The 25,582-nt window shown below is 63.2% G+C and carries 21 protein-coding genes; 10 read left to right on the top strand and 11 right to left on the bottom strand.

What is annotated here, in order from left to right; translation table 11 throughout:
• The first annotated feature begins 20 nt into the window (after window positions 1-20).
• From AC07Y9_RS15030 to AC07Y9_RS15020, 3 genes are all read left to right on the top strand, one after another.
• Window positions 21-1,721 carry a polyurethane esterase gene (locus tag AC07Y9_RS15030; protein WP_102681008.1) on the top strand — a complete coding sequence of 567 codons (1,701 nt, stop codon included), beginning with the start codon at window positions 21-23 and terminating at the stop codon, window positions 1,719-1,721.
• 104 nt (window positions 1,722-1,825) lie between these two features.
• A complete protein-coding gene (locus tag AC07Y9_RS15025; protein WP_102681007.1) occupies window positions 1,826-3,679 on the top strand; it encodes a polyurethane esterase in 1,854 nt (617 codons plus the stop codon).
• 311 nt (window positions 3,680-3,990) lie between these two features.
• Window positions 3,991-4,383, top strand: a complete 393-nt coding sequence (locus AC07Y9_RS15020) for a hypothetical protein (RefSeq protein WP_102681029.1) — start codon at window positions 3,991-3,993, stop codon at window positions 4,381-4,383.
• 20 nt (window positions 4,384-4,403) lie between these two features.
• On the opposite strand, the gene AC07Y9_RS15015 is transcribed toward AC07Y9_RS15020, so the two are convergent.
• Window positions 4,404-4,628 (bottom strand): YgdI/YgdR family lipoprotein, encoded by a 225-nt coding sequence (locus AC07Y9_RS15015; RefSeq protein ID WP_007922767.1) that lies wholly within the window; start codon window positions 4,626-4,628, stop codon window positions 4,404-4,406.
• A gap of 216 nt (window positions 4,629-4,844) precedes the next feature.
• On the opposite strand from AC07Y9_RS15015, the gene AC07Y9_RS15010 reads away from it, so the two are divergent.
• Both AC07Y9_RS15010 and AC07Y9_RS15005 read left to right on the top strand, forming a co-directional pair.
• On the top strand, window positions 4,845-6,497 hold the full coding sequence (locus tag AC07Y9_RS15010) for a VRR-NUC domain-containing protein (RefSeq protein WP_102681006.1): 1,653 nt from the start codon (window positions 4,845-4,847) through the stop codon (window positions 6,495-6,497).
• Window positions 6,494-8,782 carry an ATP-dependent DNA helicase gene (locus AC07Y9_RS15005; protein ID WP_102690461.1) on the top strand — a complete coding sequence of 763 codons (2,289 nt, stop codon included), beginning with the start codon at window positions 6,494-6,496 and terminating at the stop codon, window positions 8,780-8,782. Before AC07Y9_RS15010 ends, AC07Y9_RS15005 begins: the two co-directional genes overlap by 4 nt.
• On the opposite strand, the gene AC07Y9_RS15000 is transcribed toward AC07Y9_RS15005, so the two are convergent.
• Window positions 8,767-9,975 (bottom strand): serine hydrolase domain-containing protein, encoded by a 1,209-nt coding sequence (locus AC07Y9_RS15000; protein WP_102680866.1) that lies wholly within the window; start codon window positions 9,973-9,975, stop codon window positions 8,767-8,769. The genes AC07Y9_RS15005 and AC07Y9_RS15000 overlap by 16 nt on opposite strands.
• A 72-nt stretch (window positions 9,976-10,047) precedes the next feature.
• On the opposite strand from AC07Y9_RS15000, the gene AC07Y9_RS14995 reads away from it, so the two are divergent.
• Window positions 10,048-10,674 carry a TetR/AcrR family transcriptional regulator gene (locus tag AC07Y9_RS14995; protein WP_102680867.1) on the top strand — a complete coding sequence of 209 codons (627 nt, stop codon included), beginning with the start codon at window positions 10,048-10,050 and terminating at the stop codon, window positions 10,672-10,674.
• A gap of 25 nt (window positions 10,675-10,699) precedes the next feature.
• Here the strand turns inward: AC07Y9_RS14995 and AC07Y9_RS14990 are convergent, their stop codons facing one another.
• The 6 genes from AC07Y9_RS14990 to AC07Y9_RS14965 all read right to left on the bottom strand — a co-directional run bounded on the left by AC07Y9_RS14990 (window position 10,700) and on the right by AC07Y9_RS14965 (window position 20,168).
• Window positions 10,700-11,113, bottom strand: coding sequence for a TIGR03067 domain-containing protein (locus AC07Y9_RS14990; protein WP_007929097.1), 414 nt, complete (start codon window positions 11,111-11,113; stop codon window positions 10,700-10,702).
• Between the two features lie 39 nt (window positions 11,114-11,152).
• Window positions 11,153-11,800: a response regulator gene (locus AC07Y9_RS14985; RefSeq protein ID WP_007929094.1), complete on the bottom strand. Its 648-nt coding sequence runs from the start codon at window positions 11,798-11,800 to the stop codon at window positions 11,153-11,155.
• Between the two features lie 74 nt (window positions 11,801-11,874).
• Window positions 11,875-15,087 carry a hybrid sensor histidine kinase/response regulator gene (locus tag AC07Y9_RS14980; protein ID WP_102680868.1) on the bottom strand — a complete coding sequence of 1,071 codons (3,213 nt, stop codon included), beginning with the start codon at window positions 15,085-15,087 and terminating at the stop codon, window positions 11,875-11,877.
• Window positions 15,088-15,199: 112 nt separating this feature from the next.
• Window positions 15,200-16,342 carry a response regulator cyclic di-GMP phosphodiesterase PvrR gene (gene pvrR / locus AC07Y9_RS14975; protein ID WP_494990232.1) on the bottom strand — a complete coding sequence of 381 codons (1,143 nt, stop codon included), beginning with the start codon at window positions 16,340-16,342 and terminating at the stop codon, window positions 15,200-15,202.
• A gap of 34 nt (window positions 16,343-16,376) precedes the next feature.
• Window positions 16,377-19,199, bottom strand: a complete 2,823-nt coding sequence (locus AC07Y9_RS14970) for a response regulator (RefSeq protein ID WP_102680870.1) — start codon at window positions 19,197-19,199, stop codon at window positions 16,377-16,379.
• Between the two features lie 147 nt (window positions 19,200-19,346).
• Complete coding sequence (locus AC07Y9_RS14965) at window positions 19,347-20,168, bottom strand: aldo/keto reductase (protein WP_102680871.1); 822 nt, start codon at window positions 20,166-20,168, stop codon at window positions 19,347-19,349.
• A gap of 204 nt (window positions 20,169-20,372) precedes the next feature.
• Between AC07Y9_RS14965 and AC07Y9_RS14960 the strand changes: the two genes are divergently transcribed.
• Complete coding sequence (locus AC07Y9_RS14960) at window positions 20,373-20,588, top strand: TOBE domain-containing protein (protein ID WP_009044054.1); 216 nt, start codon at window positions 20,373-20,375, stop codon at window positions 20,586-20,588.
• A 380-nt stretch (window positions 20,589-20,968) separates the two neighbouring features.
• The gene (locus tag AC07Y9_RS14955) at window positions 20,969-21,478 is read left to right on the top strand and encodes a hypothetical protein (protein ID WP_062825983.1); all 510 of its coding nucleotides are present in this window, start codon (window positions 20,969-20,971) and stop codon (window positions 21,476-21,478) included.
• A 59-nt stretch (window positions 21,479-21,537) separates the two neighbouring features.
• Here AC07Y9_RS14955 and AC07Y9_RS14950 read toward each other — a convergent pair whose 3' ends face one another.
• Window positions 21,538-22,488 (bottom strand): AraC family transcriptional regulator, encoded by a 951-nt coding sequence (locus tag AC07Y9_RS14950; RefSeq protein ID WP_102680872.1) that lies wholly within the window; start codon window positions 22,486-22,488, stop codon window positions 21,538-21,540.
• Window positions 22,489-22,611: 123 nt separating this feature from the next.
• Between AC07Y9_RS14950 and AC07Y9_RS14945 the strand changes: the two genes are divergently transcribed.
• Window positions 22,612-23,568 carry an SDR family NAD(P)-dependent oxidoreductase gene (locus tag AC07Y9_RS14945; protein WP_102680873.1) on the top strand — a complete coding sequence of 319 codons (957 nt, stop codon included), beginning with the start codon at window positions 22,612-22,614 and terminating at the stop codon, window positions 23,566-23,568.
• Window positions 23,565-24,560 (top strand): NADP-dependent oxidoreductase, encoded by a 996-nt coding sequence (locus AC07Y9_RS14940; RefSeq protein ID WP_102680874.1) that lies wholly within the window; start codon window positions 23,565-23,567, stop codon window positions 24,558-24,560. The genes AC07Y9_RS14945 and AC07Y9_RS14940 overlap by 4 nt, the downstream gene beginning before the upstream one ends.
• Window positions 24,561-24,698: 138 nt before the next feature.
• On the opposite strand, the gene AC07Y9_RS14935 is transcribed toward AC07Y9_RS14940, so the two are convergent.
• Window positions 24,699-25,289 carry a helix-turn-helix domain-containing protein gene (locus AC07Y9_RS14935; protein WP_371858255.1) on the bottom strand — a complete coding sequence of 197 codons (591 nt, stop codon included), beginning with the start codon at window positions 25,287-25,289 and terminating at the stop codon, window positions 24,699-24,701.
• A 53-nt stretch (window positions 25,290-25,342) separates the two neighbouring features.
• Window positions 25,343-25,504, bottom strand: coding sequence for a hypothetical protein (locus AC07Y9_RS14930; RefSeq protein ID WP_007929067.1), 162 nt, complete (start codon window positions 25,502-25,504; stop codon window positions 25,343-25,345).
• Between the last annotated feature and the right edge of the window lie 78 nt (window positions 25,505-25,582).

Below are 25,582 nucleotides of genomic sequence, written 5' to 3'. Positions count from 1 at the left end.
CCATAAGAGTGAGACACAACATGGGTGTATTCGATTACCGGAGTTTCAAGGGCGAGGCGGGCAAGGCGCTGTACAGCGATGCCCTGGCGTTGACGCTCTACGCCTACACGCCCACCGGGCAGCCGCTGGCGTCGGGCTGGACGGCGATTGGTGCCGAGCGGCTGGGGTATCAGGGCAAGGTCGGGCCCCAGGGCACCTTCTTCGGCGAGCAGCCAGGCTTTACCAGCGCCGAAGTGGAGGTGCTGGGGCGTTACGACGAGGCTGGCAAGTTGCTGTCGATCGGCATCGCCTTTCGCGGCACCGGCGGCCTGGGCTTCAGCGATACCCTGGGCGACATCAAGAACAACCTGCTGGCGGCGGTCGGGCCGGTGGGCTACGCGGCGAATTACAGCAAGAATGCCTTCGACAAGCTGTTCGCCAGCGTCGCCGAGTTCGCCAAGGCCCAGGGCCTGAGCGGCCAGGATGTGCTGGTCAGCGGCCACAGCCTGGGCGGTCTGGGGGTCAACAGCCTGGCCGAATTGAGCGGCGAGCACTGGGGCGGTTTCTACGCTGACGCCCGCTATGTGGCGTTCGCCTCGCCGACCCAGAGCCCGGGGGACAAGGTGCTGAACATCGGCTACGAAAACGATCCGGTGTTCAGGGTGCTTGACGGCACCACCTTCAACGCTTCGTCCCTGGGCAGCCATGACCAGTTCCAGGCGTCGGCGACCAACAACATCGTCAACTTCAACGAGCACTACGCGTCGACCCTGGAGAACCTGCTGCCGCAGAGCATCCTCAACCCGCTGTCGTGGAAGGCCCACGGTTCCGCGGGTTACGCCGATGGCTTGAACCGGGTGGTGGATTCGGCGTTCTACGACCTGACCAGCAAGGACTCGACCCTGATCGTCTCCACCTTGTCCGAGGCCAATCGGGGCAAGACCTGGGTCGAGGACCTCAACCGCAACGCCGAACCGCACAAGGGCAGCACCTTTATCTTCGGCACCGACGGCAGCGACCTGCTCAAGGGCGGACGCGGCAACGACTTCATCGAGGGCCGCGATGGTAACGACACCTTCCGCGACGCGGGTGGCTACAACATCCTGCTGGGTGGCAAGGGGCATAACGTCTTCGACCTGCAGCAGTCGCTCGGCAAGTTCAGCGTGGTCAACGATGGTGACGGCACCTTGTACGTGTGCGATGCCTATGGCGGCATCAGCATGACCCGCGATATCGGCGCGCTGGTGAGCAAGGAGCCGGGTTTCGCCTGGGGACTGTTCAGCAAGGAGGTGACCCACAGTGTGACCGACCAGGGCCTGCTGGCCGGCAACCAGTTGACTCACTACAACCATTCGCTCAATGGCGACGCCTACGGCAATGCGCTGGTGGCCAGCGTCGACGGCGACTGGCTGTTCGGTCACGGCGGCGACGATGTGCTGCGCAGCGACAAGAGCGACGTGACCTTTGTCGGCGGCGCCGGCAACGATGTCATGTACTCCAGCGGCGGCGGGGCCAACACCTTCCTGTTCAGCGGCGCCTTCGGCTTCGACGCGATCCATGGCTACCAGGGCAGCGACAAGCTGGTGTTCATGGGCGTGGCGGGCGCGGGGCAGGGCTACGACTACACGCAGCACCTGTCACAGAGCGGCCAGGACACCTTGCTCAGCGTCGGCGACTACGCCGTGACGCTGGTCGGGGTCGCGCCGGACAGCCTCTCTGCAGGGGGGATCGTCTTTGCATAGATAAGTAGCAAAAAGCATTGCACTAAGGATGGGGCGCCAGCGGAGGGCGTCCCGTCCGCGTGAGCTATCTCGAATAAAGTTCAACAACAAAGAGAGGCAATACCATGGGTGTGTATGACTACAAGAACCTCGGCACAGAAGACTCAAAGGCGCTGTTTTCCGATGCGCTGGCGATCACGCTGTATTCCTACCACAACCTCGACAACGGGTTTTCCGCCGGCTATCAGCAGTACGGCTTCGGCCTCGGCCTGCCGGCGACCCTGGTGACGGGGCTGATCGGCAGCAGCGACTCGCAAGGGGTGATTCCCGGGCTGCCCTGGAACCCCGACTCGGAGAAAGCCGCACTGGAGGCGGTGCAAAAGGCCGGCTGGACACCGATCGGCGCTGCCCAGCTGGGCTACGACGGCAAGACCGACTTCAGGGGCACCTACTACGGGGAAAAGGCCGGCTACACCACCGCCCAGGCCGAAGTGCTCGGCAAGTACGACGACCAGGGCCACCTGACCTCCATCGGCATTGCCTTTCGCGGCACCAGCGGTCCCCGTGAATCGGTGATCGGCGACTCCATCGGCGATGTGATCAACGACCTGCTGGCGGCGTTCGGTCCCAGGGACTACGCGAAAAACTACGCCGGCGAAGCCTTCGGCAAACTGCTCGCCGATGTCGCGGCCTTCGCCCAGGCCAATGGCCTGACGGGCAAGGACATCCTGGTCAGCGGCCACAGCCTCGGCGGCCTGGCGGTCAACAGCCTGGCGGACCTGAGTGGCGATCACTGGTCGGGGTTCTACCAGGATGCCAGCTACGTCGCCTACGCCTCGCCGACCCAGAGCGCGGGGGACAAGGTGCTGAATATCGGCTACGAAAACGATCCGGTGTTCCGCGCCCTCGACGGCTCTTCGTTCAACCTGGCATCCCTCGGCGTGCACGACACGGCGCAGGAGTCGGCGACCAACAACATCGTCAGTTTCAACGACCATTACGCTTCGGCGGCCTGGAACCTGCTGCCGTTTTCCATCCTGAATATCCCGACCTGGCTGTCGCACCTGCCCACCGGCTACGGCGACGGCATGACACGGATCCTCGAGTCGAAGTTCTACGACCTGACGAGCAAGGACTCGACCATCATCGTCGCCAACCTGTCGGACCCGGCGCGGGCCACCACCTGGGTCCAGGACCTCAACCGCAATGCCGAAACCCACAAGGGCAGCACCTTTATCATCGGCACCGACAGCAACGACCTGATCCAGGGCGGCCAGGGCAACGACTACCTCGAAGGCCGCGCCGGCAACGATACCTTTCGCGACGCCGGCGGCTACAACATCCTGCTGGGCGGGCAGGGCCACAACACCCTGGACCTGCAGCAGTCGGTGAAGAACTTCAGCTTCGCCAACGACGGCGCCGGCACCCTGTATGTGCGCGATGCCAATGGCGGCATCAGCATCACCCGCGATATCGGCGCGATCACCAGCAAGGAGCCGGGGTTCCTCTGGGGCCTGTTCAAGGACGATGTGACCCACAGCGTCACCGACAAGGGCCTGCTGGCGGGGAGCAACCTGACCCAGTACGCCGCTTCGGTGAAAGGCGACGCCGCGGCCAATACCCTGACCGCCCACGCCGGCGGCGGCTGGCTGTTCGGCCTGGACGGCGATGACCACCTGATCGGCGGCCAGGGTAACGATGTGCTGGTCGGCGGCGCGGGCAACGACCTGCTGCAGGCGGGCGGGGGCAGTAATACCTTGCTGTTCAGCGGCAACTTCGGCCAGGATCGGGTGCTGGGTTACCAGAGTAGCGACAAACTGGTGTTCCTCGGCGTCGCAGGCGTGGTCGCCAACGACGACTTCCGCGCCCACGCCAGCACCGTGGGCAACGATACCCTGCTGACCTTTGGCGGCGACTCGGTGACCCTGGTAGGGGTGAGCCTGGACAGCCTCAGCGGCGCGAGCATCACCATCGCCTGAAGCCTGACCGCGCGGGGCGAGGTCTTGGCCTCGCGCGGTCACGGGTTTGCCTTTGTGTGTCCCTCGACCGCACTTTTTTCGCCAAAACCAAGGGTATTTGCCCAAAGGGTGACCCGCCAGCCTGGAAATGACTCCAATACCTGCCCCCTGTGACACAGCGCTCGATAAAACATCGGCCTGTCGCCAGGCGGGTGGATGCCGCGCGCGCGCTCCGGGCCCTTAAAGTCCGCAGGAGCTTGCGCGTTATCAAGGCAGGCAGCCGCTGCCGAGGCTCATTCAATGGCAACAGTGAACAGCAGGAGAAACACAAGGTGAGTGATAACCAGAGGTATGGCATCGGTCTGGCGCTGGTCCTGATGGCGGGCAGCGCAATGGCCGAGGACTTGCCTCAGCAGTCGATCCTCAAGCGCTACGGCGTGACCCCGGACCAGCTACCGGCCGCCGCGCAGGCTACCGAAAAAGAAGTGCAGCCCGAACCGGGCAGCCGCTTTCATATCGACGCGGAGCGGCCTTGGGCGAGCGTGACCCTGGGGGAGGGTAAAAAGCCTGAAACCACCGGCAATATCAGCATCGATAATGCGGCGGCCCGGGAGTTCGAGCGGTGTCAGCGGGTGCGTGGCGAACTGCAGAAGCGCGGGGAACAGCACTACATTTCCTGCGATAACAGCGTGCCGGGGGAGAATTCGGCACCCTGGTCGCCCTGAGGGCGACCGGGTTCGATCGGTCAGTCTTCTTGGCGGACGGTGGCGACATCGGCCGCCTTGATGCGGATTTTCTTGCCGGCGATGTCTTCGAATTCGTAGAACCCGTCGGCGGTCTTGGCGTTAGGCATGTCCTTGGTCAGGTATTGCGTGCCGTTCTGCAGCGTCACCACGGTTGGCGAGGCACAGCCGCCCAGTGCCAGGAAGGCTGCAACGGCCAACGGCAGGCCCAGGTATTTGACGTTCATAGACAAACCTCTCTTCATGAATCCCGTGAGTCCACCATGATTGGCGGCTCGCGACTATATGGCTATCCGCCCTTGGTGTGATTAACCGCAAGAAAGTTCTGCGGCCCCGTAAAAAAAACTGTAACGCCACTTATCCAATAGTGTTTGCCAGGGCAGGTCGGCAGCTGTTATCTGTATGCATAACCAGTATCAACCTCTTTGCGGCGCGCTTGTCCTGTGACTTCCAACCCTCTGGAAAACCCTCTTTATTACCTGCACAACTTTCAGCAGGTGCTGGCGTGGCTCAAGCTGCGCTACGCCGATGTGCTGTCACCCGAAGAGCGTAGCTTCATCGACGACTTCTCGACGCTGGCCCAGCCATCCCAGGCCCTGCTGGTGCGCATGATCATGCGCAAGGGCTGTCATTTTCGCACGTCCCGGCTGGTCTATGAAGAAATCGGCGATACTCGCGCGGCCGTCGCACCGCTGATGCGCCTGGGCTGGGTCGACGAGCAGGCGCCGCTGACCCTGGAAGAGCTGTTCAACCTGTTGCAGAAGGCGGAAATCCTCCAGGTTTTTCGCGCGCAAATCGAGCAGCCGAAGGCCCGCAAGTCCGACTGGCTGGCCGCCTTGGCGCCGTTGTTCGACGAGCCGCGGAGCCTGGGCCAGTGGTGCCCGGATCTGGAGGACGGGGCATGCAGCCTGACGGTCATGGCGCTGTGCGACCGCCTGCGCCTGATGTTCTTCGGCAATCTGCACCAGGACTGGTCGGAGTTCGTGCTGGCCGACCTGGGCATCTTCACCTACGAAAAGGTCGAGTTTCGCGACGACGCCCGGGCGCTGCGCAGCCGCGCCGACGTCGAGGGTTTCCTGTACCTGGAGGATTGTCGGCAGCATTTTGAAAGCGGCGCGGCACTGGAGGAGGTGCTGGCGAGCATCCAGGCGTTCGCCAGCGACAATCCCTGGTTGCAGCGGCGCCGGGCCAAGTTGCTGTTCCTGCTGGGGCAGCATTGCGAGCGGCTAGCCGAATGGCCGCTGGCGGCCGCCATCTACCAGGCCTGCGCCGATCCCGGGGCGAGAGCGCGGCTGATCCGCGTCTTCGAGCGCAGTGGCGATTACCCGCAGGCGCTGGCCCTGGCCGAGGCGGCGGCACTGGCCCCGCACAACGCGGCCGAGCAGCAGCAACTGCTGCGGCTGCTGCCCAGGTTGCGGCGCAAGCTCGGCGGCCCGGCCACGCCGCGCGGCGGCACCCAGCCGACGCTGCGCCTGGACCTCAGCCTGCCGCGGGTCGATCCGGCGTTGTCGGTGGAATTCCATGTGCAGGCCCATCTCCACGAGGAGCAGGCGCCGGTGCACTACGTGGAGAACAGCCTGATCAATTCGCTGTTCGGGCTGCTCTGCTGGCCGGCGATCTTCGCGCCGCTGCCCGGGGCGTTTTTCCATCCGTTCCAGCGCGGCCCGGCCGACCTGCTGAGCGAGGACTTCCACAGCCGTCGCGCCGAGCTGTTCCAGGCCTGCCTGGCGGAGCTGGATGACGGGCGTTATGCGCAGACCATCCGCCAGCGCTACCTCGACAAGTGGGGCGTGCAGTCGCCTTTCGTGTTCTGGGGCGCCCTCGGCGAAGAATTGCTGGAGCAGGCGCTGGCCTGCCTGCCGGCCGAGCACCTCAAGCACTGGTTCGAGCGCCTGCTGCAGGACATCAAGGCCAACCGCGCCGGCATGCCGGACCTGATCCAGTTCTGGCCGCAGCAGAAAACCTACCGGATGATCGAGGTCAAGGGCCCTGGCGACCGCCTGCAGGACAACCAGTTGCGCTGGCTGGAGTTCTGCCGGCAGCACCAGATGCCGGTGGCGGTCTGCTACGTGCAATGGGCGGAGCAGGACGGGTGAACTACCGTATCGCGGTACGGGCGCTGTGCGAGTTCACCGCCAAGGTCGGCGACCTCGACCTGCGCTTCACCCCGTCGCCCACTGCGTTGGAAGGCATCCAGGGCCACCGCACGTTGGCGGCGCGGCGCAGCGCGAACTATCGGAGCGAAGTGTCCCTCGAAGGCAGCTTCGGCGCGTTGACGGTCAAGGGCAGGGCGGACGGCTACGACCCGGACGCCAACCTGCTGGAAGAGGTCAAGACCTACCGCGGCGACCTGGAGCGCATGCCGGCCAACCATCGCCAGTTGCATTGGGCCCAGGCGAAGATCTATGGCTGGCTGCTGTGCCAGCAGTTGCAGTTGAGCAGCATCCGTCTGGCGCTGGTGTATTTCGACATCCTCAGCGAGCGCGAGACGTCGCTGGTGGAAGAACACGAGGCCCAGGCCCTGGAGCAGTTCTTCAACCAGCAATGCAGCCTGTTCCTGCAATGGGCCGAACAGGAACTGGCCCACAGGCACGCCCGCGACCAGGCCATGGCGGCGCTGGGTTTCCCCCATCCCGACTTCCGCCCTGGGCAGCGCGCGCTGGCCGAGTCGGTGTACAAGGCGGTGAGCACCGGGCGCTGCCTGATGGCCCAGGCGCCGACCGGGATCGGCAAGACTCTGGGCACGGTGTTTCCCATGCTCAAGGCGATGCCGGGGCAGCAACTGGACAAGCTGTTCTTCCTCACCGCCAAGACCCCGGGACGCAAACTGGCGCTGGATGCCGCCGAGGTGCTGTTCGAACGCAGCCCCGGGCTGCCGTTGCGGGTGCTGGAGCTGGTGGCGCGGGACAAGGCTTGCGAGCACCCGGAGCTGGCCTGTCATGGCGAGTCCTGCCCGCTGGCCAAGGGTTTCTACGACCGTCTGCCGGCGGCGCGGCAGGCGGCGAGCCAGCGATCCTTGCTGGACCAGCAGGCGCTGCGCGAGATCGCCCTGGCGCATGGGCTGTGCCCGTATTACCTGAGCCAGGAAATGGCCCGTTGGAGCGATCTGCTGGTAGCGGACTACAACTACTATTTCGATTTCAGCGCCTTGCTGTTCGGCCTGGCGCAGGCCAACCAATGGAAGGTCGCCGCGCTGGTGGACGAAGCGCATAACCTGGTGGAGCGCGGGCGCTCGATGTACAGCGCCAGCCTCGACCAGTACCAGTTGCACAGCGTGCGCCAGGCCGCCCCGGAGGCGCTGAAGAAGCCGCTGCAACGGCTCAACCGGGAATGGAATGCCCTGCACAAGGAACAGCTGCGGCCGTACCAGGCCTATGACCAGGCGCCGGCCCCGTTGCTCAAGGCGCTGTCGCTGTGTATTTCGGCGATCGGCGATTACCTCAACGACCACCCGCAAGGGCTGGACAGCCGGTTGCAGGGCTTCTATTTCGATGCGCTGCAATTCGCCCGGGTGGCCGAACTGTTCGACGAGCAGTTCCTGTTCGATATCAGCAAGCGCGAACTCAATGCCCGGCGCAGCCTGTCCGAGCTGTGCCTGCGCAACGTGGTGCCGGCGGGCTTCCTGGCGCCGCGGCTGAGCGCGGCGCGCAGTACGGTGCTGTTCTCGGCGACCCTCAACCCCTGGCATTACTACCGCGACCTGCTGGGGCTGCCGGAAACCACGGTGTGGGTGGACGTGGAGTCGCCGTTCAGTGCCGCGCAGCTGGACGTGCACATCGTCAGCCGGATCTCCACCCGTTTCGCCCATCGCCAGGCGTCGCTGGCGCCCATCGTCGAGCTGATCGCCAGCCAGTTCCGCCAGCGCCCCGGCAACTACCTGGCGTTCTTCAGCAGCTTCGATTACTTGCAGCAGGTGGCCAGCCTGCTGGCCCAACAGCACCCGGATATCCCTCTGTGGCAACAGTCGCGCGGGATGGATGAAGGGCAACGCCAGGGGTTTCTCGAGCGCTTCGACGCCGATGGCCAGGGGGTGGGTTTCGCCGTGCTGGGCGGGGCGTTCGGCGAGGGCATCGACCTGCCGGGTTCGCGGCTGATCGGTGCCTTTATCGCCACCCTCGGCCTGGCCCAGCTGAACCCGGTGAATGAGCAGATGAAACAACGCATGGCGGCGATTTTCGGCGCCGGTTACGACTACACCTACCTGTACCCCGGCCTGCAGAAGGTGGTGCAGGCCGCGGGCCGGGTGATTCGCAGCCAGCAGGACCGCGGCGTGGTGATGCTGATCGACGACCGGTTCGCCGAGCCCCGGGTCCGGCAATTGCTGCCGGGCTGGTGGGCGCTCGACGCTCCGGGCGGCGAGGTGCTTCAGGGCGCCGGGTAGACGGCGTCGCGGATCTCCCGGGTAAAGGCCCCCGACATGCCCTCGAAGGCGGTGTTGGTCAGCGCCACCACGGTTAGCCTGGCCTGTGGGTCGACAAACCAGCTGTGGCCGTAGGCGCCGCCCCATTGCAGGGTGCCCCGGGATTGTGGGGTACCGGCCAGGGCCGGATCGTCCAGCACCGCCCAGCCGTAGCCGAAGCCCCAGCCCGGCCCCTGGGTCTGCGCCTGGGCGCCGACCTGGTCGGTCATCATCGCCTGCACACTACGGGCGGAAAGCAGCGGGCCGCCACCCTGGCGCAAGGTGTCGAGAAAACGCGCCACGTCCATGGCGGTACCGGCCATGCCGGCGCCACCGGAAGGGTAGGCGCGCGGGTCGAAGATCCGCTTGAGGGAGAACAGCGTGGTGCTTTCGCCGACCCGGATCGCCGCCTCGTCCTGCATCCGGCTCGGCCGCGGACGGTCATCGCGGTAAACCGCGCCGAGGCGGGCAGGGTCCTTGACCGAGAACGCGGTGTCGTTCATGTGCAAAGGCTGGGTGACCAGCTCCTCGGTCAGGGCTGGCAGGCTTTTGCCGCTGGCCTTTTCCAGCACGGCGCCGAGCACGTCGATGGCCATGGAATAGCGCCACTGCGTACCCGGCGGATAACTCAAGGGCACGCTGGCAATGCGTTTGAGGTTGTCTTCCAGGCTCATGCCCGGCTCGGCCAGGCCATCCGACACCCCGGCCGTGCGATACGCCCCATGCTCGGCCTCGAGAAAGCCATAGCTCAGGCCGGCGGTGTGGGTGAGCAATTGCTTGAGAGTGATCGGCGGGTGGGTGCCATCGGCCAGCCCTGGGCGGAAATCCGCCAGCCATTGGCTGACCGTATCGTCCAGGGACAGCGTGCCCTGTTCCACCAAGCGCATGGCGACCACGGACACCATGGGCTTGGTGATAGAGGCCAGGCGCAGGATGGTGTCGCCGGTCATGGGCCGGGCCGCCTCCCGATCGGCGAAACCGGCGGCGCGCTGGTACACCACCTGGCCGTCACGCATCACCACCACCACGGTGCCGACGATCCGCTGTTCGCCGATGGCGCGTTCGATGGCCGTGTCCATGCGCCTGCCGAGCTCCTCGTCCGGCGTGGCGGCGCTGGCCAGCGAAGCGCCGAGGGTGGCCGCCAGGGCGAGCAGGCCTTTATGGGGTCGATCCATGGGGAGAGCCTCTATAATCACAATGTCCGCTATGATTAACCGGCATTCGTTCTAATTTCAATAGTGATCATTATGATAAATAATCCTGCTGCCGTGGTGCGCCGTCGTGGACGGCCGATTGCCTTTGATCGCGACCAGGTCCTGAGCCTTGCGGCAGAGGTGTTCTGGCGCCTGGGCTATGAAGGCGCCTCGATGCCGGAGTTGTCGGCGGCCATGGGCATCACCGTGCAAAGCCTGTATGCCGCGTTCAGGTCCAAGGCCGAGCTTTACCAGCAGGCGCTGGCGCATTACCAGCGCAGCACTGGCGCCTTTGCCGAGCGGGCACTGCGCGAGGAGGCGGATGTGGTGGACGGTTTCCTCCGCCTGCTGCGCGAGGCGGCCCATGAATACAGCCTGCCCGGGCGGCCGCGGGGCTGCATGATTTCCACCGCGACCCTGACCTGCGCGGTGGAAAACGATGCGCTGCGTGAGTTCGTCAGTGCCCTGAGGGCCAACACCCTCAAGGCCTTTGAAGCGCATATCGAGCAGGGCATCGCCAACGGGCAACTGCGCGCCGATACCCAGGCAGCGGCGCTGGCCCGGTATATCGGGGCGATCATTCAAGGCATGTCGGTACAGGCCCAGGATGGTGCGGATTGCGCAGCGTTGCTGGCCATTGGCGAGTTGGCGGGGCAGGAAATACAGCGGGCCAGGGCCTGACGGCATGCCGGCCAATGAGTGAACCTCAGCGGCTGCCGAGGCCTGTTCCATCCTGTGAGACGCGGATGAACCGGCGCAGGGTTTCACCTGGCCCGGTGCGGAACTCGGTGGGCCTGGGTTGGCCCTCGTCCGCGGCGATGAAGACGAAGTCATCGCCGTCCAGTCGATAGCTGGCAGGCAAGTGCTTGCCGGTGTCGGCGCCCATGGAGTCGACCCAGGTAATGGATTTCGGTGTGGTCCGGGTATCGAGGGTAAAACTGCCCGCGAGCAACAGCTCGCCTTCGAGCGTCACGACGCGGAACCCTTGCCCCTGGATCAGGGTAAGAGCTCCTGGGGCACCATGTTCGTCAGGCGGGTTGCTGACCCCGTTGTCCTCGTACTCCACCTGTTCCCAGGCACCTTGAAGCTGTTGCAGGTCGAACTGGTCGTCGCAGGTCATCGTCGTCCGGGCCTTCTGTCTTCGCTGGGTAAGAGGGGGTCAGTTGAAGATGTTGCGCCCGATGCAGTACGTCAGCAGGTCCTGGTCGCTCTCGACTTCCAGCTTGCGCATGGCGGAGATTTTCTGCGCGCTGATGGTCTTCGAACTGCGGTTCTGGCTGCGGGCAATGTCACTGACGCTCTTGCCGGAAACGAACAGCCGCAGGATTTCAAACTCCTTGGGCGAGAGCATGGAGATCCGGTCGTCGATGCTGGCGTTGGATTCGATGACCGAGCTCGGCGCAGGTTCCAGACTCTGATAAGAGCCTCTTTCGACAATGGTCTTGAGCGCCACCTGGATTTCATTGTGCAGCTGGCTTTTCTGGATCACCCCGACCACCCCCAGTTCATGCAGGCGCGTGAGGATCAACTGGTTGGAGATCATGGTCAGGATCAGGATCTGCAGGCGCGGGAAGTGGCGCTTCAGGTACTCGACCAGCTTGAGGCCGTCGCCGTAAGGAGAGTCCCCGGGCATGTTGTAGTCGGTAATGACGATATCGACCGGCTGTTGTTCGAGGATCTCGATCAAGCCCTGTGAGCTGATGGCTTCACCGACTATTTCAAAGTTGCTTTCCCGTTCCATCAACTCGCGAACGCCGAGCAGAACAATCGGATGATCGTCGGCGATGACTACTTTAAATTTTTCCATGACTAGCCACTCGTAATACGCCGGTTGGTGAGGAGAAAGAGTAAAGGATTGCGCTCATCAAATCTTGTCGCGTCTCATTCAAGTGCATTAAGAATATCCGTCAAGCTTTGTATCAGGCTTTTCACCTCAAGGGTCACGGAAGAGGTGATCGCGCTTTGCAGTATCCGGGACTCCAGTTCGGCGCAGTTTTTCGCCAGCCCGCTCAGCTGCACGGCACCCAGCGCTCCGGCGGCGCTGTGCAGCCGTTCGGCGAGCCGCTTGGCATCCTGGGCGTCGAGGGCGTCGGTCACGCTCTGGACATCCTGGCGCATGGTGGTAATGAACAGCTCACGCATTTTCGGGGACAGCTCGATCATTGTGTCGCCGGTCGTGGGGGAAGGCGTTGCATCGATCATCGGTTGCGGTTCCTGGGCAGGCGCATTCGCGCAGAGATTCGACAGGTAGTGGTGCAGAGTCTGCAGGCTCAAGGGTTTGACCAGCCAGGCATTCATGCCGACAGCCATGCAGCGGGCGCCTTCTTCGCGCATGGCATTGGCCGTGACCCCGACGATCGGAGTCTCCCGGTCACGCTCACGCAGGGCGCGGGTCAGTTCATAGCCGTTGAGCAGCGGCATGTTCACGTCGGTCAGCACCAGGTCGAACACCTGCGGCTGCCAGAGCTGCAAGGCTTCTTCGCCATTGGAGGCGGCCGTCACCGTACAGCCCAGGGCTTCGAGTTGTTCCTTGATGATCGCCTGATTGATCGCGTTGTCCTCGGCCACCAGGATATGCAGGCCGAGCCTGTTGCTCAGGTCGCATTCGGGAGCGGCGGGCGCGATGGTTTTCCCGTGCAGGGTCAGGGACACGGCCCTGGCGATGGCCCGCACATCATGGGCATCCACGGTGCAACCTCGCGGTGGCGGTGCCGGGTGTTCGCCGGCGACGCACAGGACCCGTGGTCCGGCCCAGGCCGGCAGGCTGTCGGAGGGCAGGACATCGACCAGCAGGTTGGCCTGGCGCGACTCTTCGACAAAGGCCGGCAATGGCTTGGCGACCACGCCGAGGCGATTCAGCCAGTCACAGGTGCTCTGCGCCAGCTCCACGGCGGGAGCCCGCACATACACCGCCTGGGTGCTCGGCAGAATGTCCGCGCAACCTTCCAGCACGCCGGGCATGACCTTCAGCCCCAGCCGGAGCGAGAAGCTGCTGCCCAGGCCGGGCTCGCTGACCACGCGTATCTGACCGTCCATCATTTCCGTCAACCAGCGGCATATCGCCAGGCCGAGTCCGGCTCCGGCCTCGCTGGAGGCGTCGCGTACCTGGTAGAAGGTGTCGAACAGGCGTTCCTGTTGCGCCGGTGAAATGCCGATGCCGGAGTCGGTGACCTGCCACTCCAGGCTGGCTTGGCCATCCAGGCAGTGCAGGAGCTTGACTCGCAATACCACGCGCCCGGTGTCGGTGAACTTGATGGCGTTGCTGAGCAGGTTGCTGAGGATCTGCCGGATCCGTACCGGGTCGCCCAGCAACTGGTCGGGCAACGCCGCATCGACGCAGGCGTACAGCAGCAGGCCTTTGTTTTCGGCGAAGACGCTGTAGGCGTGCAGCGTGTCCTCGATCATCTGCAGCGGGCAGAACGCCTGGGACTCGATCGCCATCTGCCCGGATTCGATCTTGGAAATATCCAGGACATCGCTGATCAATTGGAACAGGGTGCTGGACGAGCGCTGGATGGTTTGCAGGTGCTCGCGCTGGCGGGCATCCAGGCGCGTCAGTCCGAGCAGTTCCAGGGTGCCCAGTACGCCATAGAGCGGGGTGCGTATTTCGTGGCTCATGGTGGCGAGGAACAGCGTCTTGGCTTCGCTCGCCGCATCGGCGGAGCGTCGCGCCTGCTCCAGCATGGCCGCGCCCTCGATATGGCTGGTCACGTCGTGGAAGGCACAGAGCAAGGCGTCCTCGCCCTGATAGCGGGTGGGCACGAACCCTACCTGCAGGTGAGTACCGTCGATGTCCAGCCGGGTTTCACCGGCGACGCACAGGTCCTGCCGGCTCTCCAGGGCCATCCGCAGTTTTGTGCTGCCTTGCCATTGCTGGGCTTTGCGGTTTTCCAGCAGGACCTTGAAGTCCGAGCGACGCACCACGCATAGGCCGGTGGGTGCGCAATCGATCACGGCCCGGCTGAAGGCCTCGCTCTCGGCGGTGCGTTGGTAAGCCTCGTAGACCGGTTTGACGATACGTGACTGATACCGGCGACTGACCAGCCAGCCACAGCCAATGCCGCCGATCAGCAGGGCCAGCAAGACCGGCAGGGGCCACAGGGTGTAGTTGAAGTAGCTCTTGAAACCGATGGTATAGAGAGCGGTCCAGGGCTCGGCGGAATGGCTCGAGACTTTGAAGACCATGCCGTCGCTGGTGATGTTCAGCCCGTCATGCAGCACGACGCCCGGTTGCAGCGAACCGCTGAGCACCTTTCCGGAGGGGGCGACCAGGGCGACATGGTCATAGGTCGACCACGGCATGAGTCGCTTGATGTCATTGACCAGATCCATGCTGAACAGCGACGCGACGCCGATCTGGTTACCGCTGTCCTGGACTCGTGACCATTGCGGCCCGAGATGGGTGCTGACATAAGCCAGCAGCCGGACGGGGGCCTCATTGGCCTGATGGGGGACGAGGGGCTCCCAATCGACCGCGCCATCGGCCCGTGCCGAATCTTTCGCCAGCAGATGCTTGAGCGTTTGCAGGACGAGGGTCTTGTTGGGGGTGTCGTTTTTCCAGAGCGGGTCGCGTGAATGCCCGGCGGCCGGAATGCCGATATTGAAGTTGCCCTCGGCATCGAACAGGAAAAACGGCGGTGACTGGTAATGGGAAGTGGACCAGAAGGCGCTGTAATAGTCGGTCAGGTGCTCTCCCAGGTCGGCCAGCCTGGCCAAGGTGTCAGGCTCGACGCGCTGGTGATTGACAGAGAGGCTGAAGGGCGTGGAAAAGGCAAACTCCTGGCCCAGGTAGTTGTGCGGCCCCTCTTCGGGCAAGGCGCTTTTCAGGTATGAAAGCGAGTCGTTGGCGTGAAGGGGGATCTTGCTACTTTGTACGGCCACGCCCCGGAGGAAGTCTTCATGTTCGCGGATGTCTTCCATCATCCGCGCAAAATGCGCTTTGAACCTGCCGTGTTGTTCTTCGAGCAGTTTGTGCGACGACCAGTAACTGATGGCGATCAACAACAGGGTCAAGCCGAGGAAAATCAACAATCCCTTGTTCAGGCGAGTCGAGTATCGTTTCAGATTCTCGATGAGCGTGTCCTGGTGGTTCATCACTGGTATCCAAAAAAGCATGAAAAAGTCGAAGCCTTGAGGATTTTACCTTTAAACAACGACTTGTCAGTGATGTGGGGCATGTAATCCTGAAGGGGCGGATGTCCTCGGTTCAATAACTGGCGGCTGGACCGTCGTTCACCAGCAACTGTTGAAACTGCTCGGAGGGGACTGCGCGAGAGATCAGGAAACCCTGCACCTGGCTGCAGTCGATCTTGCGCAGCAGCGCCAGCTCCTCGGCGTTTTCCACGCCTTCGGCCACCACGGTCAGGCCCAGCTGGCGACCCAGGGCAATGATGCTGGTCAGGGCCTTGGTCAGTTCTTCGCTGGCGTGGCATCCCTGGACCAGGGCGCGATCGATCTTCAGTTCGGTGAACGGGGTGGAAACCAGGTTCATGTACGAGCTGTAGCCCTTGCCGAAGTCGTCCTGGGACAGGCCGAAGCCCTTGATGCGCAAGCGGCAGGCACCGGCATAGAAGTTACTGATGTCCTGGGGCACCGAACATTCCATGAGTTCGAAACAGATCTGCCCCGGCACTCCCTGGTGTTCCATGACAAAGTCGAACAGGCGGTCCGCCAGGTCGTGGCTGTTGAGCAGATGGGTCGGCAGATTGATCGACACCGGAATGTCGTAGTCCTGCTGGCGCCAGCGTGCCTGGGCCTGGATCGCCTGGCGCAGGACCAGCCACAGCAGGTCCTCCTCGAGGTCGAAGGACTTGAGGGCGGGCAGGAAGGTGTCGGGGAGCAGCATGCCCTGTGTCGGATGCATCCAGCGGACCAGGGCTTCGGCGGCGACGATGCGGCCGTTGAACAGTGATTTCTTGGGTTGGAACCAGGCTTCGAACTGCTCTTGCTCGATGGCCTGGACCAGCGCGGCTCGACTGAGCATGGAGGCGGGCAAGGGGCGCGGCGAGCTCGGCTGCGAAATGCTCAATTGCGTGGTCAGGGTCTGCAAGGCGGCAAGGTTCACCGGTTTCGAAATCAGGCCGATGACTTTCACCCCGAGGTTCTTGGCAACCAGGCTGGCACTCATCAGCATGCGCCGCGAAGCCGAACTCATGATCGCCAGCGCCGGCTTGGAGTGCAGGGCCGCCAGGCCCTGGATGAACTGCACGCCATCCATTCCCGGCATCAACAGGTCGGTGAGCACCAGGTCGAACTTGCGCCATTTCAAGCGTTCCAGCGCCTCTTCGCCATCCCGTGCGCCTTCCAGGTAGTAGGGGCCCAGCTCACCGAACAGATGCTGCAGGTACATGTGCTGGAAGGGATGGTCTTCAACGATCAATATGCTACAGGGCTTCATTCTTCGCTCTTTCATAGGGCGCTAGGTAATTGAACAGGGCGCGTAATGCAAAAGGTTTGACCAGGCAATGGTTCATTCCGGCCGCCAGACATTGCTCTTCTTCTCCACGCATCGCGTTGGCCGTGGCACCGATGATCGGGACCGTACAGCCACGGCGTCGCAGCTCCTTGGCCAGTTCATAGCCATTCATCATGGGCATGTTGACGTCGGTGAGGACCAGATCGAACCGCTCGGGGTTCCACATCGACAGGGCTTCCTCGCCGTTTGACGCAAGCTCCACACTGCAGCCCAGCTCTTCCAGCTGATCCCTGAGGATCAGCTGGTTGATGACGTTGTCTTCGGCCACCAGCACGTTCAGGTTCAGTTGCTTCAACGTCCAGTGTTCGTTGTGATTCTCGGCCTTGGCCACCCACAGCCCCTGGGCCTGGCTGACCGCCTGATGAATGGAACGCAGGTGGTTCAGGTTCACGTGCCAGCATCCGGCACGAACCTGCGGTTGGTTATTGCCGGTCCCGGTGGCGAGGATCAGCGGACCGGGCCAGTCGGGCTGCAGGCGTTGTTCCAGTTCGCCGGGGTGAACCTCGACCAGCAGGCAATCGCTGGTCGGCGCGATCTTCGAGGGATGGCAGAGTTGCACCCGCGCGCCCCACTGGCGCAGCCAGCCGCCGATGGATTCCGCCAGCTCGCGGACGCTGGACATCACATAGATGGTTTCCGGCAGCAGCTGCGTGGCGGGCAGGGTGACCGGCCCATCGATCGCCGCTTCCAGGGGCAGGGTGAGGGAGAAGCTGCTGCCCAGCCCCAGTTCGCTGACCATGCGCAGGCTGCCGTTCATCAATTGCGTGAGACGCTGACAGATTGGCAGGCCCAGGCCGGTGCCCGCCACCACGTTGGCGTTGCCGCCGGTTTGATAGAAGGGTTCGAAGATCAACGGCTGATGATCCTGGGCAATGCCTTTGCCGGTGTCGGAGACCTGCCACAGGATGCTGGAGCGCTCGCCATCGCGGCTCAACAGGTTGACCCGCAGCACGATGCGCCCCAGGTCGGTGAACTTCACCGCGTTGTTGAGCAGGTTGCTGAGGATCTGCCGGATCCGGGTGACGTCGCCGATCAGTCGCTCGGGGATTTGCGGGTCCACGCAGGAATACAGCAGCAGGCCCTTGTTCGACGCCGCCGCGGAATAGCCCTGGATCAGCTCGTGGACCAGGTCCAGCGGCGAGAACTCATTGAGTTCCAGGGCCAGTTGCCCGGCCTCGATCTTGGACACGTCCAGCACATCGCAGATCAACTGCAACAGGGTCGAGGAAGAACACTCGATGGCGCGCAGGTAATCGCGCTGCTGGGTATCCAGTTGGGTGCGCGCGAGCAGCTCCAGGGTGCCCAGCACGCCATACAGCGGGGTGCGAATTTCATGGCTCATGGTGGCGAGGAACAGGGTCTTGGCTTCGTTGGCGGCATCGGCCATCTGCCGCGCTTCTTCCAGCGCGGCTTCCACCTGCTTGCGCGCGCTGATGTCGCTGAAGGCGCAGAACAACACGTCCTCGCCCTTGTAGCGGGTGGGCGCGGAACTCAGGTAAAGATGGCGCCCGTCGGTGGTCTCGAAGTAGTCGAAGCGGTTCGGCTCGTGGCTCTTGAAGGCTTGCTGGATCCAGCCGGCGCAGAGTATTTCCCGTTCGACGCCATCGCCAAGCCACTGCTGCGCCAGGGTGTTTTCCAGGACCACCTGGCCATCGGTACGCCGCAGCACGCACAAGGCCACGGGCGCGGTCTGGATCACGTCGCGGCTGAACAGCTCGCTCTCGACCAGCGCCTGGATACGGCTCAGCGCAGGGGTGATGAAACGGTGCTCGATGCGGCGGGTCAGCAGGCAGATCAGGCTGATGCTGAACAGGCAGAACGCCAGGACGCCGGCCAGCTGCGGCCAGAGCGCGATCAGCAGGGACTGCAGGCTGAAGGAGTAGACCAGTTGCCAGTCGGAGGTCATCAGTTGCTTGCGGATCACCAGGTGATCGGGCCACCAGCCACTGCCGACAAAACCGAAGAAGTTGCTGCCTTGCAGTTGCTGCAGGGCCTGCCCCAGGCGCCCGGCCGGGGTGTTGGTGAACAGCAGCGCGCCTTCGGAGTTGAACATCATGAACTCGCCGGCGCTCTGGTCGCTGAGGGCCTTGAGCACTTCCCGCCCATCCATTTCCAGGCCCAGCCAGCCGGAGTCATCGGTGCGCTCGTCGAGCCGGGTGAAAATGTACAGCTGCGAAGTCTGCGTGGACGGGTCGGTCAGCCACAGCTCGTTGGTGTCCGGATGCTCCCCATGGTTCAGGACCTCAAGCTTGGAGAGGATGGTCCTGGGCAGGTTGGGGGAGGTCGGGTTGCTGCTGTAGAGGCGCATGACCCGGGCCTCGGGGCCAGGGCTTACATAGAGCAGGTTGACCTGCTTGGCCTTGAAGTATTCGCGCATGCGCTGGCTCAGCCAGATGCTCCACGGATCATCGATGTCGCCCAGTTGCAGGTGCAGTTCTTCGCTGGAAGGCGGATACCCCTGGACCTGCCTGGATCGGCGTACCGCGGACAGGCTGAGGCTTTCCAGCAAGGCCTCGCGGCTGGTGAAGAAGGTCTGGGCTTCGGCGATGGCGCTGCTCATGTAGCCGCGGCGCCGGGAAATGTCGTTGCTGAGGGTGGAATTGAGGAAGTTGTAGACGGCGCCGAGGATGCCGACCAAAAGAATGAGTGCGAAAAGACGCAGCAACCTGCTGGCGGCTTCAGGACTGGAAAATAGGGGACTGATCTGATGAAGGTAGGTCTTTAATCTCATTGACCCACTCTAAATAAACCCTCATTAATCCGGGATAGGACGATCCTTAAAGTCGCGGTATTTCGCCGCTTCCAGCCTGGTCCACGACGAAAAAAACCTGGCACGGGCACCAGGTTTTTCAGTGGGACATGCCTCGCGACAGCCGGCTCAGACCACTGCCAGTCGCTGCTTGTGCAGTGGCGCGGGAAAGGCCTGGTCGATGGCCGCCAGGTCTTCGTCGTGCAAGCGCAAGCCGGCCGCCTCGGCATTCAGCCGGACATGCTCGGGGTGTACCGCCTTGGGAATGGCGATCACGCCGTCCTGGCGCAGGACCCAGGCCAGCGAGACCTGGGCCGTGCTCACGCCATGGCGGTCGGCGACCTGCTGCAGCGTAGGGTGGCGCAGCAGCTTGCCGGCCTGGGCGATAGGACAGTAAGCCATGAGCGGCAAACGCTGTTGTCGCGCGGCGGGCAGCAGGTCGAATTCGATGCCGCGTTCCTCGATGTTGTACAGCACCTGGTTGGTGGCGCAGGCCGGGCTCGTCAGTTCCTCGAGGTCATCGAGGTCGAAATTGGAAACGCCCCAGCGGCCGATCTTGCCGTCTTCGCGCAGGCGCTCGAAGGCTTCCACGGTTTCCTCGAGCGGGTACTGCCCACGCCAGTGCAGCAGGTACAGATCGATGTAGTCGGTACCCAGGCGCCGCAGGCTGCGCTCGCAGGCTTGGGGAATGTCTTTGCGGCTGGCGTTGTGCGGGTACACCTTGCTGACCAGGAACACCCGGTCGCGCTGGCCGGTGATGGCGGCGCCAACCACTTCCTCCGCGCCGCCCTCGGCGTACATCTCGGCGGTGTCGATCAGGCTCATGCCCCGTTCGATACCGGCCTGCAGCGCGGCAATCTCGGCGTTGCGCTGGTGGCGCTCCTCGCCCATGCGCCAGGTACCCTGGCCAATCACCGGGACGGGCACGCCCGCCAGCTCGAGTGTTCGCATGACAATCTCCTGAAAGGGTTAGGGATCCAGAGAAGCAAAGGCGCGGTGCTCGGTCAAGGTAACGAAGAGGACGGGAGAATTTTTCATATTCATTTAAGGAATAAAATAACTACCATTTATTCCTTTTAATGTGAAAGGACACAAGGCACCTTAAAGGCCTGCACGGCGCTGCGCCAGTGCCCACCCCAGACAGGAAGGCCCATCATGACCATCAAGGCAATCAATGTTCGCAACCAGTTCAAGGGCATCATCAAGGAGATCCATGAAGGCCAGGTGGTCTCGGAGATCGATGTGCAGACCGCCTCGGGCATCGTCACCTCGGTGATCACCACGCGCTCGGTGCGCGACCTGGAGTTGAAGGTCGGCAGCGAGGTCATCGCCTTCGTCAAATCCACCGAGGTGTCGATCGCCAAGCTCTGAGACCCGCGATCCGAGCCCGCGTCATGCCCCGCACCGCGCTTGCGATCCTCGCCGAACCCTGCCACAGGGTACCGGCGAGGCTGGCAAGCCGCCTTTCCCCGAGAAAAGTCGGGCCTCTTTAGAATGATTATTTCTTTGGGTTATGGGATGCGCTGATTCGCGCATATCCATCGCAGCGGAAAACACGCTGTTGTCCTGCTCCCGTCCGCCATGAAATCCATCCGGCTGCTGAAGCGGAAAATCCCGCGCGAGCGGCTGCGCTGAAGCTGTCCCGGCAGCCGCAATTGCTGTTCGATCGGCATCTTGTGCGGCGTTCGCCACTCCCTAGAATCCGCCCCATCCGCTTCGTCCAACTATCGAATCGCTTAGGGAGTTTCACCATGATGAATGCCATGCAGATGCAAATGCCGATGAACGCCAACATGCCGATGATGCCGATGATGGGCATGCCGATGATGATGGCGACCATGAGCTGTGAAATGATGGACGACGGCATGCTGTGCAAGATGATGCCGGCCGCGGGCATGGACATGGCCATGTTCAAGAACAGCGCGCAAATGATGCAGATGATGATGAACTGCGGCATGCCGATGATGATGCACTGCGCCAACATGAGCATGATGTGCATGTCCCAGGCGAGCATGGCCATGCCGATGATGGGCGCCATGATGCCAATGCCGATGATGGGCATGCCGATGCCGTCGATGAAGTGCGTGATGGAGTGCACCGTCGAGGCCGACTGCATGATGTGCAAGATCATGCCAATGGCCGGCATGAACATGGACATGATGAAAAGCTGCTGCGCCCTGATGATGAAGATGATGAACGACTGCGGCATGCCGATGATGATGAGCTGCAACGGCATGCCGATGATGTGCTGCACCTGCTGATTCCTCGCAGCGGCACCCAACAAGCCCGGCCGGGACGATCCCGCCGGGTTTTTTTTATTTCAGGCACCCACTCGAACTTCGGATTCCCCCTGGGGTTGGGCGACGGCCCTTGCTCGTTCCCGGTACTCCCGTGGCGAGCATTTGATGATGCGCTTGAAGGCATTGCTGAACGCGCTGTCGGACTCGTAGCCCAGGGCCTGGGCGATCGAGGAAATCGTCAGGTGGGTGTTGCGCAAGGACCGGGTCGCCAGTTGCATGCGCCAACGCAACACGTATTCCAGGGGCGAAAAGCCGGCGGCCTGTTTGAAACGCAGCGCCAGTGTCGAGCGCGAGACACCGGCCACTTGGGCCAGGGCCTCGACCGTCCAGCGTTGGGCAGGGCTGGTGTGAATGGCCTGGACGGCGGCGCCGATACGCGGTTCGGACAGCGCCGAGAGCCAACCCGGGGTATTGCCTCCTTCCTGCTCCAGGTAAATGCGCAGTACCTGCACCAGCATGATGTGGCCCAGGTGCTGGACCATCAGGGCGCCGCCGGGGGATGGAGTGGAGAGTTCGTGCGCCAGCCGCTGCAAGGCCCAGCGCAATACGGATGCCTGGTCCGACTCGCTCTTGATCACCGCGACCGGTGGCAGGCTGTCGAACAGAAGCTCGGCTTCGTCGCCAAAGGCGAAACGCCCGCCGACCAGAAAGCAATCTTCATCACTGCCGCAATGCGCCACGCCGTTGACGGCGTGAGGATAGATCGCCTCGGCAGCGATCGCTGGCAGCGAAAGATCGCTGCCAATCAACAGGGGGCGCCCACGGGATAGCAGGAAACAGTCGCCTGCTTCCAGCCATATCGGCTCTGCTTCTCCTTCCACGGCCAGCCAGCAAGCCCCCCGCACAAGCACGTTGAACTTGACGCCTTCCGGCGCCGGGAAGCGCACGGCCCAGTCGCCGCCGGCTTTCAAACCACCGAAAAAGGAATGCTGGCTACTGAGCTGGGTGAGGACTTCTGATAGGGGATCCATGTGTCAAACCGGACGCTCTCGATAGAAAGTAGGACGCCATTGCATTCACGCTCCAGCTTCGGGCTCGCAGAATGAAAGCGCTTCAAATTGGCAGCTTGGTTTCCATTCGTAAAGGACATTGCAATGACCCATAGACAGACGCCTGTTCATTCCGGTTTCAGCGCAGCTTCGACGGCATCCGAGGTACTCGAAGGTCTCGATCTTTCCCGAACCACGGCTCTGGTCACGGGAGGGCATTCCGGCCTGGGCCTGGAAACCACTCGGGCGCTGGCCGGCGCCGGGGCACGGGTCATAGTGGCGGCCCGCGATCGCCAGGCGGCCCAGGCCCGGGTTGCCGGTCTCGCCAATGTCGAGGTACATGGGCTGGACCTGGCCGACCTGGCGAGCATCAAGCGTTTTTCGGAGGCGTTTCTGGCGAGCGGCACGCACCTGGATATATTGATGGGCAACGCCGGCATCATGGCTTGCCCTGAAACCCGAGTGGGCCCCGGTTGGGAGGCGCAGTTCGCGACCAATCACCTGGGCCACCATGCGCTGGTCAACCGGCTCTGGCCGGCGTTGCAAGGCGGCGCCAGGGTGGTGATGGTGTCCTCCGCGGGCCATCACTCATCCGCCATTCGCTGGGACGACCCGCAGTTCGATCGGGGCTACGACAAGTGGCTTGCCTACGGCCAGTCGAAAACCGCCAACGCGCTGTTCGCCGTGCACCTGGACCGGTTGGGGCGCGAGCAGGGCGTGCGGGCGTTCTCTCTGCACCCCGGCATGATCGCCACACCTCTGCAGCGTTACCTGCCCAAGGAAGAAATGCTCGCCCTGGGCTGGATAGACGCCGAGGGCAATCCGGCGAACCCGGCCTTCAAGAACACTCGGCAAGGCGCCGCCACCCAGGTCTGGGCTGCGACATCGCCGAAGCTGGATGGCCTGGGTGGGTTGTATTGCGAAGACTGCGAGGTGGCCAGGCTCGACGAGAGCGAGCCGGCGTCGTTCGTTGGCGTAAGGCCCCATGCCGTCGATCCGGAACAGGCCGAACGTCTTTGGCGCCTGTCGGCCGAACTGACCCGGGTGGATGCCTTCTCATGAGCAATCGTCAAGTCATCCTGGCTGCGCTTCCCCAGGGCAAGCTGGGGCCTGAACACTTCCGTATCGAGGAAGCCGCGCGTCCAGTACCGGCCGAGGGCCAGGTGCTGGTTCGCACCCTGTACGTATCGCTCGATGCCGCCAGCAGGGCCTGGATGCAGGGCGCTACCTATCGGGCAGGCCTTGAGGCCGGCGAGGTCATGGCCGGCATGGCGCTGGCAGAGGTGATCGAATCACGCTCATCGCACCTGGTGATCGGCGACCTGGTGTTTGCCGAGACGGGCTGGCAGGCCTTCGCCGCGGTTACTGCCTACGGTCTGGTCAGGTTGCCGCGGATCGAACCACTGACGTATCTGCTCAGCATCTATGGCGTGCCAGGCCTGACGGCCTATTTCGGCCTGCTCGAATGCGGCCGGCCCAAGGCCGGTGACACCGTGGTGGTTTCCGCGGCGGCGGGGGCGGTTGGCTCGATTGTCGGGCAGATCGCCAGGCTCAAGGGCTGCCGTACGGTCGGCATTGCGGGTGGCGCCGCCAAGTGCGGCGTGCTCATCGGTGAACTGGGGTTCGATGCGGCGCTCGACTACAAGGCGGGCAACCTGCTCGACGATCTGCGCGCGGCATGCCCGGACGGGATCGATGTCTATTTCGACAATACCGGGGGCCGCATACTGGATGCCTGCCTGTCGAATATGGCGAACCATGGGCGAGTCGTCTGTTGTGGCGCCGTTTCACAATACGACGGCGGTGTAGCGGGCTCCGGATCGCTCGCGATGCCAGGGATGGTCATTATCAAGAGCCTGACATTGCGCGGCTTCCTGCTGGCGGACTTCCTGGAGAACCGCGAGCAGGCGATGCTCGAACTCAAAGGCTGGGTCGAATCCGGCCAGTTGCGGGTGCGCGAGGATGTGCTCGAGGGGCTGGACAGTTTGCCGGCTGGGTTGATCGGTTTGCTGGGGGGAGAGAACGTCGGTAAGCGAATGGTGAAAGTCCTATGAAATCCGTTGTCACGACATCGAAGCTCGACATCGCCTGTCTCGAATGGAACCCGCAAGGCCGGCACACTGCCGTTTGGTCGTTTCCCCGGCCGTTCAATCCGTATTCGCCTTCACGCCTGGCATGACGCGCGCAAGGATTCAGTCCAGGCGTTCCGGGTAGGTCACCACCAGGTAGGCCACCGCTTCGCTGTCGGCGGGGTTGCGGTAGCGGTGCGGCTGGTCGGCGTAGAACAGGATCGAGTCGCCGGTGGAGAGCAGGTAGCGTTCTTGGTTGACGCTGATTTCCAGTACGCCCTGGGACACCACCAGGTTTTCCTGGACCCCCGGCCCGTGTCCTTCGGACTGGTCTTCGCCGAGCGGGCTCAGGCGCAGTTCGTAGAATTCCGATTGGCGCGCCACGTCGAAGGGGAACAGGGCGCGGCTGACAAAGGCGCCGTTGGCGCTGACCAGGCGTTTGCTCCGGCTCGACGGCAGCACCGCCACGCCTTCGAAGGCGCGGTGTTCGAGAAAGGCCGCGACCGACACCTTCAGGCCCTTGGCGATCTTGCACAGCACCTTGATCGACGGCACGCTGCGCCCGGACTCGATCTGCGCCAGCATCGCCCGGCTGACCCCGCACTGGCGGGCCAGGGCATCCAGGGACAGATGACGCTTGCTGCGCAGGCGTTGCAGGTTTTGCGCGACCCGTTCGCTGATGGGGTCCTCTTCCTGAGTCTCCAGGTGGGTCAAATCAAGGCCGGGTTCGTCGGCGCTCGCCAGAAAGCGCGAGGGTTCCTGGACGCTCACGCGTGGTAGGTCCTGGTCGGCCGGGCCGCCTGAACCCACTGGAACGCCTGGTAACCGGCATTGCGCGCGTACATCTCCCACATGGCCCGGGCCAGTTGCTGGGCCTGCTTGCGTTTGCGGAACTGGGCGAAGTCGATAACGTTGTCAGTCGGTTTCATAAAGCACTTCACTGTCGTGACCAATGGGCGGGATGAGCTGAGAGTACGTGGTTATTTTTATAACCATAAATACTGATT

Source organism: Pseudomonas sp. GW456-L12, assembly GCF_059424045.1.
This window is presented reverse-complemented; position numbering and strand designations above follow the sequence as displayed.

Coding starts and splice junctions, on each gene's coding strand:
- AC07Y9_RS14965 (WP_102680871.1), bottom strand. CDS start 20,168: ATGCGAACACTCGAGCTGGCGGGCGTGCCCGTCCCGGTGATTGGCCAG.
- AC07Y9_RS14930 (WP_007929067.1), bottom strand. CDS start 25,504: ATGAAACCGACTGACAACGTTATCGACTTCGCCCAGTTCCGCAAACGC.
- AC07Y9_RS15000 (WP_102680866.1), bottom strand. CDS start 9,975: ATGGATCGACCCCATAAAGGCCTGCTCGCCCTGGCGGCCACCCTCGGC.
- AC07Y9_RS14980 (WP_102680868.1), bottom strand. CDS start 15,087: ATGAACCACCAGGACACGCTCATCGAGAATCTGAAACGATACTCGACT.
- AC07Y9_RS14950 (WP_102680872.1), bottom strand. CDS start 22,488: ATGGATCCCCTATCAGAAGTCCTCACCCAGCTCAGTAGCCAGCATTCC.
- AC07Y9_RS14995 (WP_102680867.1), top strand. CDS start 10,048: ATGATAAATAATCCTGCTGCCGTGGTGCGCCGTCGTGGACGGCCGATT.
- AC07Y9_RS15025 (WP_102681007.1), top strand. CDS start 1,826: ATGGGTGTGTATGACTACAAGAACCTCGGCACAGAAGACTCAAAGGCG.
- AC07Y9_RS14990 (WP_007929097.1), bottom strand. CDS start 11,113: ATGACCTGCGACGACCAGTTCGACCTGCAACAGCTTCAAGGTGCCTGG.
- AC07Y9_RS14955 (WP_062825983.1), top strand. CDS start 20,969: ATGATGAATGCCATGCAGATGCAAATGCCGATGAACGCCAACATGCCG.
- AC07Y9_RS15015 (WP_007922767.1), bottom strand. CDS start 4,628: ATGAACGTCAAATACCTGGGCCTGCCGTTGGCCGTTGCAGCCTTCCTG.
- AC07Y9_RS14945 (WP_102680873.1), top strand. CDS start 22,612: ATGACCCATAGACAGACGCCTGTTCATTCCGGTTTCAGCGCAGCTTCG.
- AC07Y9_RS14970 (WP_102680870.1), bottom strand. CDS start 19,199: ATGAGATTAAAGACCTACCTTCATCAGATCAGTCCCCTATTTTCCAGT.
- AC07Y9_RS15030 (WP_102681008.1), top strand. CDS start 21: ATGGGTGTATTCGATTACCGGAGTTTCAAGGGCGAGGCGGGCAAGGCG.
- AC07Y9_RS14940 (WP_102680874.1), top strand. CDS start 23,565: ATGAGCAATCGTCAAGTCATCCTGGCTGCGCTTCCCCAGGGCAAGCTG.
- AC07Y9_RS14960 (WP_009044054.1), top strand. CDS start 20,373: ATGACCATCAAGGCAATCAATGTTCGCAACCAGTTCAAGGGCATCATC.
- pvrR (WP_494990232.1), bottom strand. CDS start 16,342: ATGTACCTGCAGCATCTGTTCGGTGAGCTGGGCCCCTACTACCTGGAA.
- AC07Y9_RS14985 (WP_007929094.1), bottom strand. CDS start 11,800: ATGGAAAAATTTAAAGTAGTCATCGCCGACGATCATCCGATTGTTCTG.